This is a genomic window from Neptunomonas phycophila (assembly GCF_001922575.1).
Lineage (GTDB): Bacteria > Pseudomonadota > Gammaproteobacteria > Pseudomonadales > Balneatricaceae > Neptunomonas > Neptunomonas phycophila.
The window spans coordinates 2098549-2112702 of the sequence record NZ_MRCI01000001.1 but is presented as its reverse complement, the minus strand read 5'-3'; the positions used below and the strand labels follow the sequence as shown (position 1 = coordinate 2112702).

15 protein-coding genes are annotated in these 14154 nt (G+C 45.5%); 6 read left to right on the top strand and 9 right to left on the bottom strand.

Going from position 1 to position 14154, the window contains the following annotated elements; all coding sequences use genetic code 11:
- The first annotated feature begins 40 nt into the window (after positions 1–40).
- On the top strand, positions 41–853 hold the full coding sequence (locus BS617_RS09570; protein ID WP_075172591.1) for a phosphotransferase: 813 nt from the start codon (positions 41–43) through the stop codon (positions 851–853).
- Positions 854–910: 57 nt separating this feature from the next.
- On the opposite strand, the gene bfr (BS617_RS09565) is transcribed toward BS617_RS09570, so the two are convergent.
- Positions 911–1378, bottom strand: coding sequence for a bacterioferritin (gene bfr / locus BS617_RS09565; protein ID WP_075172590.1), 468 nt, complete (start codon positions 1376–1378; stop codon positions 911–913).
- Positions 1379–1391: 13 nt separating this feature from the next.
- Positions 1392–1856 (bottom strand): bacterioferritin, encoded by a 465-nt coding sequence (gene bfr, locus BS617_RS09560; protein WP_075172589.1) that lies wholly within the window; start codon positions 1854–1856, stop codon positions 1392–1394.
- Positions 1857–2006: 150 nt separating this feature from the next.
- On the opposite strand from bfr (BS617_RS09560), the gene BS617_RS09555 reads away from it, so the two are divergent.
- Positions 2007–2225 carry a bacterioferritin-associated ferredoxin gene (locus BS617_RS09555; protein WP_341218461.1) on the top strand — a complete coding sequence of 73 codons (219 nt, stop codon included), beginning with the start codon at positions 2007–2009 and terminating at the stop codon, positions 2223–2225.
- Positions 2226–2378: 153 nt separating this feature from the next.
- On the opposite strand, the gene purT is transcribed toward BS617_RS09555, so the two are convergent.
- The gene (purT, locus tag BS617_RS09550) at positions 2379–3569 is read right to left on the bottom strand and encodes a formate-dependent phosphoribosylglycinamide formyltransferase (protein WP_075172588.1); all 1191 of its coding nucleotides are present in this window, start codon (positions 3567–3569) and stop codon (positions 2379–2381) included.
- A 318-nt stretch (positions 3570–3887) separates the two neighbouring features.
- Here purT and BS617_RS09545 point away from each other — a divergent pair, with 318 nt between their 5' ends.
- The 4 genes from BS617_RS09545 to BS617_RS09530 all read left to right on the top strand — a co-directional run bounded on the left by BS617_RS09545 (position 3888) and on the right by BS617_RS09530 (position 6265).
- Positions 3888–4505 carry a methylthioribulose 1-phosphate dehydratase gene (locus BS617_RS09545; RefSeq protein WP_249263590.1) on the top strand — a complete coding sequence of 206 codons (618 nt, stop codon included), beginning with the start codon at positions 3888–3890 and terminating at the stop codon, positions 4503–4505.
- 27 nt (positions 4506–4532) lie between these two features.
- Positions 4533–5210 carry an acireductone synthase gene (mtnC, locus tag BS617_RS09540; protein ID WP_075172586.1) on the top strand — a complete coding sequence of 226 codons (678 nt, stop codon included), beginning with the start codon at positions 4533–4535 and terminating at the stop codon, positions 5208–5210.
- Between the two features lie 101 nt (positions 5211–5311).
- Positions 5312–5860, top strand: coding sequence for a 1,2-dihydroxy-3-keto-5-methylthiopentene dioxygenase (locus BS617_RS09535; protein WP_075172585.1), 549 nt, complete (start codon positions 5312–5314; stop codon positions 5858–5860).
- Positions 5861–5863: 3 nt separating this feature from the next.
- Positions 5864–6265: a phnA protein gene (locus BS617_RS09530; RefSeq protein WP_075172584.1), complete on the top strand. Its 402-nt coding sequence runs from the start codon at positions 5864–5866 to the stop codon at positions 6263–6265.
- 29 nt (positions 6266–6294) lie between these two features.
- Here the strand turns inward: BS617_RS09530 and BS617_RS09525 are convergent, their stop codons facing one another.
- The 6 genes from BS617_RS09525 to BS617_RS09500 all read right to left on the bottom strand — a co-directional run bounded on the left by BS617_RS09525 (position 6295) and on the right by BS617_RS09500 (position 14040).
- Positions 6295–7194 carry an EamA family transporter gene (locus tag BS617_RS09525; RefSeq protein WP_075172583.1) on the bottom strand — a complete coding sequence of 300 codons (900 nt, stop codon included), beginning with the start codon at positions 7192–7194 and terminating at the stop codon, positions 6295–6297.
- 59 nt (positions 7195–7253) lie between these two features.
- On the bottom strand, positions 7254–10112 hold the full coding sequence (rapA, locus tag BS617_RS09520) for an RNA polymerase-associated protein RapA (RefSeq protein ID WP_075172582.1): 2859 nt from the start codon (positions 10110–10112) through the stop codon (positions 7254–7256).
- A gap of 98 nt (positions 10113–10210) precedes the next feature.
- Positions 10211–11257 carry an S-methyl-5-thioribose-1-phosphate isomerase gene (mtnA, locus tag BS617_RS09515; RefSeq protein WP_075172581.1) on the bottom strand — a complete coding sequence of 349 codons (1047 nt, stop codon included), beginning with the start codon at positions 11255–11257 and terminating at the stop codon, positions 10211–10213.
- A gap of 121 nt (positions 11258–11378) precedes the next feature.
- A complete protein-coding gene (locus BS617_RS09510) occupies positions 11379–12725 on the bottom strand; it encodes a sigma-54 interaction domain-containing protein (protein ID WP_075172580.1) in 1347 nt (448 codons plus the stop codon).
- A 263-nt stretch (positions 12726–12988) separates the two neighbouring features.
- The gene (locus BS617_RS09505) at positions 12989–13444 is read right to left on the bottom strand and encodes a PA2169 family four-helix-bundle protein (RefSeq protein WP_075172579.1); all 456 of its coding nucleotides are present in this window, start codon (positions 13442–13444) and stop codon (positions 12989–12991) included.
- Positions 13445–13476: 32 nt separating this feature from the next.
- Positions 13477–14040 (bottom strand): BON domain-containing protein, encoded by a 564-nt coding sequence (locus BS617_RS09500; protein ID WP_075172578.1) that lies wholly within the window; start codon positions 14038–14040, stop codon positions 13477–13479.
- Between the last annotated feature and the right edge of the window lie 114 nt (positions 14041–14154).

Here is a 14154-nt window from a genome sequence, read left to right as displayed (position 1 = left end):
AAGCAAACCTCCTTGAAAGACGACAACGTACAGATTTTTTATGGTAATACTCGATCCGGATATCCAATGTATTGTGAATGAATTGTTAGGCAGACCCGCTAGGTGGCAAGGACTGGCTCGGCAAGGGACGACTAATCACATATACGTAAGTGAAGGCTTGAGTGATGCGTGTGTGCTACGCGTGAATACATCGGTGTCTGTCTTAGGGGTTAACCGTGGGCGGGAAGAGCAAGTATTAGCCGCCATTCAGGGCTATGCATGGGCCCCGGTTGTAATAGCAATAACTAAGGAGTGGTTATTAAGTCCGCTTTATGATGAAGCCACAACGCTCGATCCCATGTCTATTGTGGCTATTGTTGCAGAGTTACAGCGTTTGCCAGAGCCTGAAGATAGCTCATCATTATTAATCGACTATCATGGCTTATGGCGCTCTTACCAAGAAAAAATTGAACAAGCACCCTTGAGCCAGCAAAAGCGATGGTTGCCTCTATTGCATAAAACCCAAGCTCTATTTAACCAGTTACCGCCGCTTGATTATGTATGGACACATCATGACCTTCATCCAGGTAATATAGTAGCGAGCCATCAGACAGCTAATCTTCAAGCTGTCTTGCTTGATTGGGAGTATGCAGGGATCGGTTCAGCATGGGTCGACGCCTGCGGATTGCACCAACATTGGGGAATTTCTGCCGACATATTATGCAAAGAGCTACCTGCATTTCGAGGCTTGTCTGCATCCATGGTGAAAGAGGGGATTGATGCTACGCAGCACTGGTTAGTTGCTTTAGAGGCTATGTGGCAGGCAGTTAATGGTTTAGATAAAGCGGACACTATATCTATATCAAGGTACTAAGCTGCCAATAAAAAAGGCGACTTTTAAAAAGCCGCCTTAGTAAATACACAGGTTAAATTACATTTGAGACTGCGTATAATTTTCTAGGCCAATCATTTTAATGAGGCGTAGTTGTTGCTCTAACCAATGTGCGTGGTCTTCTTCGGTATCTTCTAGTAGCTTCTCTAGAATTTCGCGAGTTTGGTAATCCTGCTCTTCTTCACAGATTTTAATGACGGTTTTTAGCTGGTTACCTACTTCGTATTCGATACGTAAATCACTTTCAATCATATCAACAACGTTGGTACCGATTTTGAGGCCTGTACGTGTGACCATGTCAGGTACACCTTCCAAAAATAGCATACGCTCGATTAACGCAGCCGCATGACCTTTCTCATCATCAAACTCGTGATCTATGCGTTCAAAAAGTTTGCTTAAGCCCCAGTCATCATACATACGAGAATGGATGAAGTACTGATCCATTGCTGCCAACTCCATAGCAAGCAGAGAGTTCAGTCCGGCGATGACACGTTGATTACCTTTCATGAGTTTTCCCCGTTTAAAGTTGGCTTTGTAAGTAGTTCTCGATACCCATTTGAGCGATTAGGTGTTGCTGGCATTCAATCCAGTCTACATGCTCTTCTTCGGCTTCAAGAATCTCTTCTAAAATATCACGGCTAACATAATCTAATGCTGTTTCGCATAGAGCGATGGCTTCACGTAGCAATGCTAGCTGATCCATTTCGAAATCTAAATCGCCTTGCAGCATTTCTTCGGTGTGTTCACCAATTCGCAGCCGCTCTAAGTGTTGCAGATTGGGTAAGCCTTCAAGGAACAAGATACGCTCTATTAGTTCGTCAGCTTGCTTCATGTCCTTGATCGACTTTTTATAGGCTTTATTGTTTAGCTCATTTAAGCCCCAATTTTTGTACATGCGAGCATGTAGGAAAAATTGGTTAATTGATGTCAATTCTGCAGTAAGCACCTTGTTAAGGATGCTCAGGACGTTTTTATCGCCTTGCATGGCCGCCTCCGGCTAATAGAAAAATAAGAGGTTAAATAATATGAGCGCAATTAAAGCACACTCTTTTGAAAATGAAAAAAAGTCATTGAGACTGAACGTGCAGCACTTGATATAAAAGCCTATGAGAATTATTATCATTTCTCAAAACAAATGGGACTGATTATCACTATGTATGTCTGTATCTGTAACGGTGTCACCGATTCTCAGATTCTTCAAGCTGTTGAAGAAGGGGCTACTAGCATCCGAGAATTGAACAAAACCCTGTCAGTTGGGAACTGTTGCGGCAAATGTACACGTGTGGCACGTCAGATAATCAAAGGCCATTTTGATGATGCTGAAGTGGACTCTCTCGCTTACTCTGCTGTTTGAAGTGATTGCGGTTATCATTACCGCTTAGTTTGTTTTGTCGGCTATATTTGCCGTGTCTTTTTTATAACCTTCCGATCTATAAAGCTGCCCGATTATGTGAAAATAGTTGAAGCGGGCACGGTTTTTTTTGCATTTTACATGCGGTAAATCATGTCATTCAGTATGTAGCGTTACTTGAACAGCAGCTGAGCCCGCTTTGGCTGTCGAAATTGCTTCGTCTGTCTCATTAGCTCGCGCCAGTACAACCCCCATTCTGCGTTGCCCTGACACTTCGGGTTTGCCAAATAAACGCAATTGGGTATTGGGTTGGCTCAGCACAGCACTCAGGTTTCCAAACTCAACATCTGTCGATTGACCTTCTACTAAAATTACACTGGAAGCACTAGGGCCGTGAAAGTGTATGTTGGGAATGGGTAATCCCAAAATGGCTCGAGCATGCAGCGCAAACTCAGACAAGTCTTGCGAAATAAGTGTGACCAGGCCAGTGTCGTGAGGACGCGGTGATACTTCACTAAAGAGTACTTCATCACCTTTAATAAATAGCTCAACACCAAAAATACCACGCCCGCCTAACGCTTCGGTGACTTTATGGGCAGCTGCTTTGGCGGCGTCTAAGGCGGCCGCTGACATGGCCTGCGGTTGCCAAGACTGTCGATAATCACCATCGACTTGCACATGCCCAATAGGCTCACAAAAGCTAGTGCCGCCAACATGGCGAACGGTTAGAAGGGTGATTTCATAATCAAATTCGACAAAGCCTTCGACAATAACTTTCCCTTGGCCTGCCCGTCCGCCTTCTTGGGCATAAGTCCAAGCAGGGGCGATATCATCGTGAGTTTTTAGCGTGCTTTGACCCTTACCTGATGAGCTCATGATGGGTTTAACAACACAAGGTAAGCCAATTTCGTTTACTGCCGCTATGTACTCCTCTTCAGTTGCTGCAAAGCGGTAAGGGGAGGTCGCTAGTCCTAGTTCCTCAGCGGCCAAGCGACGAATGCCCTCGCGGTTCATTGTGAGTTGAGCCGCTTTGGCTGTCGGGATGACGGTATAGCCTTCTTTTTCCATATCCACCAAGGTGTTGGTCGAGATGGCTTCTATTTCAGGGACGATATAATGAGGCTGTTCAGCTTCAATTACTTCTCTGAGCGCTTCGCCATCTAGCATCGATATGACATGGCTTCGGTGGGCGACTTGCATCGCAGGAGCGTGAGCGTACCGGTCGACAACTACGACTTCTACTCCAAGACGTTGTAGCTCAATGACGACCTCTTTTCCTAGTTCGCCTCCGCCGCACATAAGAACACGAGTAGAGTGGCTGGAATAAGGGGAGCCGATGCTAGTCATATCGAAAAATCCTATTTATGAAATCAATTCACGGATTATACGACATTACTGGAAAAATCAGACATTGGCATCACTCATCTTTTAGTTATACTAAAAACACAGATCTTCAGAGGGCATTAAGTGATTAGTGAACTTGAACATCATTGAATTGTGGATTCCTTTGCCCGTAAGGGCTGCTTAGCCGAAATCATTTCGGCCCTTGTAGGGGCGGTTCATTACCGCCCCGACTTCCCCTTTAGTTACTTCTTATCTGTATTGCTTTAACCCCTGAGTGCTTCGTCGTAAACTAGTCTTTTAGATATCTAGTTTATAAGGTAAATGATGTCAGAATTGGCACGCATGTTAATAGATGCAGGTCGCTGGATTGATCAGCAAGGCTGGTGCCCTGCGACGGGTGGTAATTTTTCGATTCGCAATGATGAGCATTCGGCGTTAGTCACCGCGTCAGGCCGACATAAAGGGGCGCTCACAGAGCAAGACTTTTTGTTAGTAGATATGGATGGAAACGCGATTGATAGCTCGCTAAAACCGTCAGCCGAGACTCTACTGCATACGGCTCTATACACGTTAGATCCGCAAATAGGGGCCGTTTTGCATACTCACTCTGTAACGGCCACTGTACTGTCGCGTGTTATTTCTGGCGATGCCGTCAACCTATCTGGTTTTGAAATGCAAAAATCATTGGCCGGTAACACGACCCATGATGACCTTATTAAGATCTACGCGTTTGACAATACTCAGGATATGCAAGCATTAGCGGCATCTGTCAATGATGTATGGGCACAAAACCCTCTACAGTGGGGTTTGCTTGTTAAAGGCCATGGACTTTATGCGTGGGGGAAAGACATAAACGAAGCACGGCGTCACCTCGAAGGCTTGGAGTTCTTGTTTGCTTGCCAGTTAGAGCTCATTCGTTTAGGTAAAATTGACGGCTGAATAACACCCGTTTAAAAGTGAAATAAAATGACTATTACGATTATTTTGACTGACCTTGAAGGCACAACCACTGATATACGGTTTGTGCATAATGTACTATTTCCCTATGCGCGAGAGCATCTTGCTAGCTATGTGGCTTCTCAGTGGAATAACCCAGAAGTGGCATCCATTGTGAAGCAAGTACGCGATGAAATAGATGATCCCCAAGCTGACCAAGCGGCTATCATTACAGTATTAACGCGCTGGATTGATCAGGATAAAAAAATCACTCCGCTCAAAGCGCTTCAAGGGTTGATGTGGGCTGATGGGTACGCCAATGGTGATTTTACCGGGCACCTATACAAGGATGCCTATGAACACTTGAGTGCCTGGAAAAAGGCGGGTTTATCATTAAATGTGTTTTCGTCAGGGTCGGTAAACGCGCAAAAATTATTGTTTAAATACAGTGATTTTGGTGATTTAACCGGTTTGTTTGATGGCTTCTATGATACAAACTATGGCCATAAACGTGAGCAGTCTGCGTATGAGTCGATAGCTAAGGCAATGGGGACGCCTGCTGGCAGTATTCTTTTCCTGTCTGACATACAGGAGGAGCTCGATGCCGCTAAGGCTGCGGGGATGCATACCTGTTTGCTTGAACGCGATGACAAGATAGACAGCCCTCGACATAAAGTTGTGCAATCTTTTGATCAGATTAATTTCTAAGTTTAGGTCGTCTTTTTATTGAAGTAAGCGTAGATCAGAGAGTGGTTTGATCAACATCCTTAGATGCCAATAAGTGTATTGAATTAAGTATTGAGTAAATTATGAGTGCGTTAACAGTAACACCAGATACCAATCCGCAGACTATTTTGCAGCATACGACAGATGGCGCCGAGATTGCTAAAACATTAGCAAGTGTGGGCGTTCGTTTTGAGCGATGGGAAGCATCGACACCTATTACTGATGGTATGAGCCATGAAGATATTTTGGCCGCTTACGATGCTGAAATTCAAAAGCTCAAAGATAGCGAAGGCTATAAGACAGTTGATGTCATTTCATTGACTTCTGATCACCCTCAAAAAGATGAGTTGCGCCAAAAGTTTTTGAGCGAGCATACGCACTCAGAAGACGAAGTTCGGTTTTTTGTGGCTGGCGAAGGTGTCTTTTATCTACATATTGAGGATAAAGTCTATCAAGTCTTGTGTTGTAAAGATGACTTGATTTCGGTGCCTGATATGACGACGCATTGGTTTGACATGGGGCCTACACCTAACTTTACAGCTATCCGTTTATTTAATGATCCAGCTGGGTGGGTAGCCAATTTTACAGGTGACGCGATAGCTGATCAGTTTCCAAAATTTGAAGGTAAATAAGCAATGTCCCGTAAAGAAAAGCATCACGAGCGTCATGCTAATTTAACCCTGTTTGGTAAAGACCTTGTGCGCCGTTGTGCTGCTCATTGCGAACTGTGTCAGCAAAGCGGGGTTCCCCTGAATATTTTTGAGGTTCCGCCGGTCCCTTCAGAACCTGATTACGAACACTGCTTGATGATCTGTGAAACCTGCCAAACGCAAGTTGAGCGGCCTAAGCGCCTTGATGCGAATCACTGGCGTTGCTTGGGTACAACCATGTGGAGTGAGGTGACAGCGGCTAAGGTAACGGCGATGGTTATTTTAAATCATCTGGCCAAAAAAGAAGCATGGGCGCAGGAGTTGCTAGAGCAAGCCTACTTATCCGAAGAGGAAGAAGCCTGGATTGCTAAGTGGACACTTGTTTAGTTTACTGAATCCAAGGCTGATTCGAATGGCTAAGCCGCTGATAAGGCCTTTAATTGCTTTATTATGCGGCTACCAAATGTATTGATCATTAAGCCCGCCATAATCAAAGCTATCCCCGCGCCTTGGATCATTGACAAGGTTTCATCGAGTACGATCCACGCCGTTAATAAACCCACCACAGGCACTAGCATGGTTAACGGAGCCACCTGTGACGCTGGATAATGACGCATTAAATACGCCCAGCTACCGTAACCGAACAATGTAGCAATAGCGGCAAGATACAGTACCACGGCGAAGGACTGAACGCTGGCCTGTGTCAGGCTGCTGACAATTAATTCTGGCCCCTCGAATAAGTATGAGGCGACTGTGAACGGAATAATGGGCAGCAAACCGCTCCATACAATTAAACTCATGAGATTAATTTTGCCAAGTTGAGCGATCTTGCGGTTAATGATGTTGCCCATTCCCCAGCAAGAGGCGGCCGCTATTGTTAATATAAATCCGACGAAAGTCATTTGGTCGGCGCTTGTTTGGCTAGCTAGTAAAGCGAGCCCAGCGCCTGCTACACCTATGGCTAGAAATTGCTGAAGCTGCCAACGCTCATTAAGCAGGAATCGAGCAAAGATGAGCGTAAATAGCATTTGAGATTGGAGTACAAGAGACGCTAAACCGGCAGGCATGCCGTTATGCATCGCCAGAAAGAGCAGAGCGAACTGACCAAAACTAATGGTGATGCCGTAGCTCAATAAAAGCCGTAAAGGGATAGCAGGGCGCTTTACAAAAAAGATAGCGGGAAAGGCGACCAGTGCAAAGCGTAAAGCCCCAAGGAGCAGCGGTGGCAACTCCTCAAGGCCGAAGCGGATAATCACAAAGTTTATCCCCCAAGCAAATACGACTAACAGGGCTAAGCCCCAATCCTTAGTGCTCATGAAATCGTATGCCTCTGTTAACAAGTAATGTTGGGGGCTAAAGTTAGCTTTTTGAAGGTCTATTCCCTAACGACAGCAATACGGATAGCATCCATACGTAATTGTGCATCCTGCAAATGCGTAAGAATTTGATCCCGTTTTGCTTTAAGATGTGCTACTTCTTCTTCCCTGATGGAAGGGTTTACTTCAAGCAGCGCTTCTAGGCGTTCAACTTCCTCATCTAACATCGAGCTCGCTTTGGTCACTGCTTGATCAATTAACGGCTGTTGCTGTTTTAGTGCTTCAGTTTCCGCTTTTTGTAAAACCCCAGCTATCTGTTCCCGGCCTAAACGTATCATGTTTTGCGCCACATGACGTTTAACACGTTCACCCAGCTTGTTCAGGTGATCAGGGGTAATAATCTGACTAAGATCGTTGTTGTTACTATCGATTACAACACGGACCGTAGCCTGATTTTGAAAGCGTTGTAAGTTAAGTGCTTTTGGTGCAGCACAGTAAAGTACAAAGATCGCTTCGACTAATATAGTGCCGGGTTGCAGTGGTGGTAGTTTCACCGTACAGACCGTGGTGTTGCCAAAGTCACTGCCCATGATCATTTCAAATGATCCCGTGACCATCGGGTTCTCCCAGCTCATAAACTGGATATCTTCGCGGGATAAAGCTTGCTCGCGTGAGTAAGTCGCTTTGCAACCGTCATCCGGTAAGCCTGGGAAGCGATGCTCAGTCATTTGGTCAGTGGGCTGCAAAATAACCGAGTGTGCGCCATCAGATTGTTGATCGACACCAAATTGGTCAAAGACACGTTCCATAAAATCACGTAACTGCATGCGTTTTTCGTGTAGCTCTACACTTTCGAGCAGCTGCTCAGCTTTGGCGGGACGGCATGAGCTCATCTCTAACAAACGGTCACGTCCAGCTTGTAGGCGAGTCATGATATCGCCTGCTGCTTTTTGTGAGGCATTAATTAGTTCTTCAAAAGCGTCCTCATCCACGCCATCCATAATAAGGGATGTGATCATGTCTTCGAACTGCTGGAACAACTCACGACCAGCAGGGCACGTATGTCGGAACGCATTAATGCCTTCGTCAAACCAGCGCAGCAATACGGCTTGAGCGCTATTTTCATAAAACGGTACATGAATCTGTACGTCGTGCTTTTGACCGATACGGTCCAAGCGGCCTATCCGTTGTTCTAGCAGGTCAGGGTTGAGTGGCAAGTCAAACATGATCAGATGCTGAGCAAACTGGAAGTTACGACCTTCACTACCAATCTCAGAACATACCAGCACTTGAGCGTAATCTTCGTCATCTGCGAAGTAAGCCGCGGCACGGTCACGATTAATTAGCGTCATTTTTTCGTGGAAAACGGCAGAGCGAACACCTTTGCGCAGGCGGATATATTCTTCAAGGGCTTGTGCGGTGTCTGCGTTTGAGCAAATAAGCAGTGCTTTTTCTAGGCGGTGCGCTTTGAGCCATTCATCTAGCCATGCGACACGCGGGTCTTCGTCTAACCAAAAATCGCCTAACAGTTTCTCAGGGCGCAGGATATCTTCAATGCTGGCATCAGCGGCGGCTGACTCTAATTGAGCCGGCATCTCAAGAGGGTGCGGGACCAGTATGCGAGTAGGGAAGCCTGTTACTGTGTCACGTGTGTTACGGAACAACACGCGTCCGGTACCGTGACGATCAAGTAAGTGGTTAATACACAGCTCAAGCGCCGCTTGTTGATCGGCCTCATTTAATAGCTTTTCGCTAGCTCCCTTGCCTAAGTAATCATCTAGTTGTGCTTGTAGGCTTGGTTGGGTAGCAAGGTTATTGATGCCGTCTTCGGCTAGTAGCTGCTGTACGAGCTCATTAACAGTTTCGTATTGTGATTGCTCATCTCGGAACTTGTCTAGCGAGTTATAGCGATCAGGGTCGAGCAGACGTAGGCGAGCAAAGTGGCTTTCTAGGCCGAGTTGTTCTGGTGTTGCTGTGAGTAGCAGCAAGCTAGGAATATTAGACGCCAATTGCTCAACGGCTTGATACAGTTTGCTTGGCTCTTCCTCATTCCAAATGAGATGATGCGCTTCATCGACAATCATCATATCCCATTGGCAATCAAGCATTTGGCTAACACGCTCAGGGTTATTGGCAATCATTGATTGCGTACATAATACCAATTGCGCGCTATCGAATGGGTTATCTGTGCCTGACAGCTCCATCGCTGTGCAGCGCAGCTCATCCATGATGCTAAATTGCAGATTAAAGCGGCGTAGCATTTCCACTAGCCATTGATAAATTAGGCTGTCAGGAACGGTGATTAATACGCGTGAAGCTCGGCCAGTGATTAGCTGCTGATGGATAACTAAACCTGCTTCTATGGTTTTACCCAAGCCTACTTCGTCGGCTAGTAGGACTCGTGGCGCGTAGCGATTAGCAATATCGTGAGCAATATAGAATTGGTGCGGCAAAAGCTGAACGCGAGCACCCGATAAGCCGTAAGTGTCTGCACTTTGCTGTTCATGATGGTAGTTGAGTGTGTCGATGCGCAAACGGAACTGACTCAGCTTGTCGACTTGCCCAGCAAATAAGCGGTCTTGCGGGCGACTAAACTGCACGCTACTTTCTAAATCGAGTTCTGGCACGATGAGTTCATTCCCTTCCTCATCTTGTCCAAAATAAATTAAACAACTATTTTTTTCGATTCGCTCGGTAATGATAACGCGTTGTCCGTGGCGTGTGTGGATAGTATCCCCGACAGGGTATTCCACACGGCTAACGGGTGCGTTATTAGTAGCGTATGTGCGTTCCTCTTCTGCAGCAGGGAACTGAATGGTGACGCGACGATCAGCATTGGATACAACTAAGCCCAAGCCTAGTTCAGGTTCGGTGTTGCTAATCCAACGTTGTCCGGGAATGAAATCTGTAACTGACAAATGAACAACTCTCTTTATTTAGCTAGTGGTAAGGATGAGTGATTAAAGCTTAGTACAGGCGATAAACTCCGGTACTGTATTTTAACGACTTTATGAACTTATAGGGTTTTACCGTCAGATTGAAGTGCAGCCTTTAATACGCCGGATTCGACATCACTTTGCGTATAAACTCCGGTATCTAAAATCCAACCTGTTACCAAGTTGGCGGGTGTCACATCAAACGCGGGGTTAAATACGGGAGTTTCTTCAGGGCTCCAGTTAACCGAGCCAAAATGCCCGCTTACACCCTGTACTTCGGCGGCGGCGCGTTCTTCAATTGGGATGCCGTTACCGTCAGGGCACTCTGTATCAACGGTAGTGTAAGGGGCGACAACGTAAAAGGGTACATGATGATAATGCGCATTAACGGCTAAAGAGTATGTACCCACTTTGTTAGCAAAGTCGCCGTTTGCAGCGATCCGGTCAGCCCCAACAAGTACGGCATCGACTTTACCCTCGCGCATGAGTAATGCCGCCATGTTGTCACAAATGAGCGTATGAGGAATGTTGTGCTTTTTCATTTCCCACGTCGTTAAACGCCCACCTTGCAGTAGGGGCCGTGTTTCATCGACGTAAACATGGATGTTTTTACCCTGTGCATGCGCTGCTTGAATAACGCCAATGGCCGTACCAACTCCCACTGTTGCTAAGCTGCCGGTATTACAGTGGGTAAGTACATTGCTGTTGTTACCCAATAACGGAGCGCCGTGTTGAGCAATAGCATTACACAAAGCCACGTCTTCGTTAAATAAGCGCTCGGCTTCTTGAGGTAAGTACTCGATACCTTGTGTGTGAAGAACAGCCAGCATGCTATCCATGTTGTTCATCAGGTTAACGGCTGTCGGCCGTGCCGCTCGTAAGGTTTCGGCTGCTTCGCGCAATTGCTCTAACGTGTAAGATTGGGATGCAGCGAGGTGGCCTAGTAATAAGCTGGCAGCAATTCCAATAAGTGGTGCGCCACGTACTTGTAGATGCTGGATCATGTTGACCATGTCGTCGACAGACTGGCATAGCAACCATGATTCTTGATGAGGAAGCTGATGCTGATCTAGCACCCATAATTGACCATCAAGATAGCGAATGCTAGTAGCTTGTAGATTATGCATGGTGTTCTCATATCAGACAAAAAAAGCGCTCTTATTGTACGCTAATGCGCTAAATAAGAGCAGGATATGATGAAGAAATATTGTGAAAAAAAGAAGACACAAAAAAGAAGCCTCACTACTACTATGAGGCTTCTTCGTTTTCGTCGTATCGTTCTAATTTGTTGTAGAGTGTTTTAACGCTTATACCTAGTTGATCAGCGGCTTGTGTTTTGTTGTGCTCACAATCATCTAAGGTGGCAATGATCAGCGCTTTTTCTGCATCTTTCAGCGTAATACCGGGCTTAATATTTTCTACGTTTACTTCTGAGCTGTTTGCAGGTTCAGAAAGCGAAGGTAGCTCCGCTAATGTGATTTCATCGACAGCTAAAATGTGAGCCCGTTCAACGGTGTGTTTTAGCTCGCGTACATTACCTGGCCATGTGTATTGTGCAATTTCATCTAAGGCTTCCTTAGAGAACGCTTTGTTCGTTTTGGTGGTATGGTTTCGGTAGGCTAAAAAATGCTGGGCAAGCTCAACTATATCGCCGCTTCTTTTCCGTAGCGGAGGCAGTTGTATTGGGAAGTGAGCAAGGCGGAAGTATAAGTCTTCGCGCATGTAGCCTTGTTCAATGGCTTCGAGCGGTTGTCGGTTCGTTGCGGCAATGACACGGACATCGGTTTTTTGTAAATGGTCGCTACCCACCCGGGTAAACTCGCCAGATTCAAGAACGCGCAGCAACTTGCTCTGTAAACTGAGGGGCATCTCAGTAATTTCATCCAAAAAGAGTGTGCCACCATTACCCTGTTCAAAGAAGCCAGCATGATCTTTTACCGCGCCAGTAAAAGCCCCCTTGGTATGGCCAAATAATTCGCTTTCGATTAATTCTGGCGTCAAGGCGGCACTGTTGACGGCGACAAACGGTTTGGTGGCCCGCAAACTTTGTTGGTGTATGGTGCGCGCTGCTAATTCTTTACCACTGCCACTTTCACCGATGAGCAACACGTTTGCTTCCGTTTGGCTTACACGTCGAATGAGGCGATAGAGAAGGCGCATAGGAGCAGAAGAGCCGAGTAATAGGCCAAACTGGTCAAGGTTTGATGAAACGGGTTTCGATTTTCGGCTTTCGTGCTCTTCCTTCAGCTCGATATAAAAATCGGTTAACACATCGGTGATGTGTTTAAGGTCGAGAGGCTTTCTAAAATGATACGCCACCCCTAAATTCATCAATTTGTCTAACCAAGGGTTTGGTTTGCCGTCACTAATGATGATCCATTCCGTGCCGCTAGCCAGCGGGTGTTCTTGGAGAGTATGGAAATCCTGCTCACTAAACTGAGTCGGTGCGAGGATAACAAGGTCCGAAGAGTGGGGTGTTTCTATGCTGTCATCGAGCCTTTGAGAGTGGCTAAATTTAAACCCTGTTTTTGTTAAAAGGGGGAGAAGGGATTCTACAATGACCTCGTCTTGGGTCACTAGATGTAAATGTGGCATATGCGGTTCCTTCCTAGTTGCTCTGTGACAATGTAAAAACAAAACATGTTTTGTAAAAAATAAATCTGATGTGGCAAATAGTGAAATCCATACATGCAGGAAACTGGATTTTGACCTAATACGTTGGAGACCGCTAAGTAGATTAAAGTTTCCTTAAATTTTTGAGATATAGCGTGGGTAGTTCATAAAACTAACCATTTTAAAGTACAAGCTAATAAAAAAGGGCGCCATAGCACCCTTGTGTAAGACTATACAGAGATGGCTCAATGCTTAACAGCCGTTAAGCTATCTTTGATGTCTTTCATCCTATCGTGAGTCACTTGGATCGTGGCAAGGTGTCTTGCTATGTCGTTAGCTAAATGGGGACTGTCTACTTTTCGAATATCGTCCCTGAAGATATTTAATGTAACTTCTTCCGATGCCTCTAACTCTGTAACGAAATGATAGTTTGCATCATCAGAGAGTTGCGTACTGACATCGGTGTAGACGGTTCGCATTTTGCCAACAAGAGAGCCGCCTATCTCAGGCGACCCTCCTTTTTCTTCTACCTTTTTAGTCAGGTCTTCGGCTATTTCAGCGCGAATACTGGCCATTTCACGAAAAAGTGACTTGAGATCGCTGTCTGTCACCTCGGCAGCCGCTTGTCTATAAAAGCGTTGGCCGTCATGACAGATCGCTATCAGCTCATTTACTAAGCGATTGTCTTTATTCGCTAGCATAGTCAATCCTCAAGTCGTACATCATGAGTGCGTTACTGCACTACAGTTAAGTTATCTTCCACAGATACAACATTGTCATACCCTTTGGCCATTTCTACGGCTAAGTCTTTAGCTGCGTCGCTCTTCACTTTACCTTGTAAGGTGACAACTCCTTTATCGGTATCAACATCGATTTCGGTTGCCTCTAAGTCGTCATTGGCAGCAAATTCCATGTTAAGCCCAGCAGTAATGGTCATGTCATGCCACGAGCGAGCAAAGCTGCTACCGGCGGTTTCCATATCAGACTTATGATCAGGATTTATCATTAGCTCGTTTTTAACATCGCCAACCCCTTCGATGTTTTGAGCGATTTGGCCTGCAAGGTCTTTTTCTGTTTCGCTGTTAACATCGCCAGTCAATGTAACCATACCTTTATTGACCTGAGTGTCGATTTCGAAGTTGTTGAGTTCACCATTCAACATTAATGCGGTTTCAAGCTTTCCGTCTATCCATGCATCGTTTGCTTCGCCTTTCCAGGTGTTTTCAGCAGCAAATACAGGAGCAGCGCTCAATGCAGTTACAGTCATGGCAGTGATCAATGCTTTTTTAGTATTCATTTGAAAATTCTCCTTTAGTGAAAGTTACTGTAAAGATAGCGATTACTGTGCCATTTTTAATAAATTGTTATTAATCAGTAGTTTATGTAAATATTTGAGGATTTTTTAATTATT

What these genes read in the sequence shown, in the direction of transcription:
- BS617_RS09505 (WP_075172579.1), bottom strand. Translation starts at nt 13,444, where the DNA reads ATGCTAGCGAATAAAGACAATCGCTTAGTAAATGAGCTGATAGCGATC.
- BS617_RS09570 (WP_075172591.1), top strand. Translation starts at nt 41, where the DNA reads ATGGTAATACTCGATCCGGATATCCAATGTATTGTGAATGAATTGTTA.
- purT (WP_075172588.1), bottom strand. Translation starts at nt 3,569, where the DNA reads ATGACTAGCATCGGCTCCCCTTATTCCAGCCACTCTACTCGTGTTCTT.
- mtnC (WP_075172586.1), top strand. Translation starts at nt 4,533, where the DNA reads ATGACTATTACGATTATTTTGACTGACCTTGAAGGCACAACCACTGAT.
- bfr (WP_075172590.1), bottom strand. Translation starts at nt 1,378, where the DNA reads ATGAAAGGTAATCAACGTGTCATCGCCGGACTGAACTCTCTGCTTGCT.
- BS617_RS09525 (WP_075172583.1), bottom strand. Translation starts at nt 7,194, where the DNA reads ATGAGCACTAAGGATTGGGGCTTAGCCCTGTTAGTCGTATTTGCTTGG.
- BS617_RS09510 (WP_075172580.1), bottom strand. Translation starts at nt 12,725, where the DNA reads ATGCCACATTTACATCTAGTGACCCAAGACGAGGTCATTGTAGAATCC.
- BS617_RS09545 (WP_249263590.1), top strand. Translation starts at nt 3,888, where the DNA reads ATGATGTCAGAATTGGCACGCATGTTAATAGATGCAGGTCGCTGGATT.
- BS617_RS09535 (WP_075172585.1), top strand. Translation starts at nt 5,312, where the DNA reads ATGAGTGCGTTAACAGTAACACCAGATACCAATCCGCAGACTATTTTG.
- mtnA (WP_075172581.1), bottom strand. Translation starts at nt 11,257, where the DNA reads ATGCATAATCTACAAGCTACTAGCATTCGCTATCTTGATGGTCAATTA.
- BS617_RS09555 (WP_341218461.1), top strand. Translation starts at nt 2,007, where the DNA reads ATGGGACTGATTATCACTATGTATGTCTGTATCTGTAACGGTGTCACC.
- bfr (WP_075172589.1), bottom strand. Translation starts at nt 1,856, where the DNA reads ATGCAAGGCGATAAAAACGTCCTGAGCATCCTTAACAAGGTGCTTACT.
- BS617_RS09530 (WP_075172584.1), top strand. Translation starts at nt 5,864, where the DNA reads ATGTCCCGTAAAGAAAAGCATCACGAGCGTCATGCTAATTTAACCCTG.
- BS617_RS09500 (WP_075172578.1), bottom strand. Translation starts at nt 14,040, where the DNA reads ATGAATACTAAAAAAGCATTGATCACTGCCATGACTGTAACTGCATTG.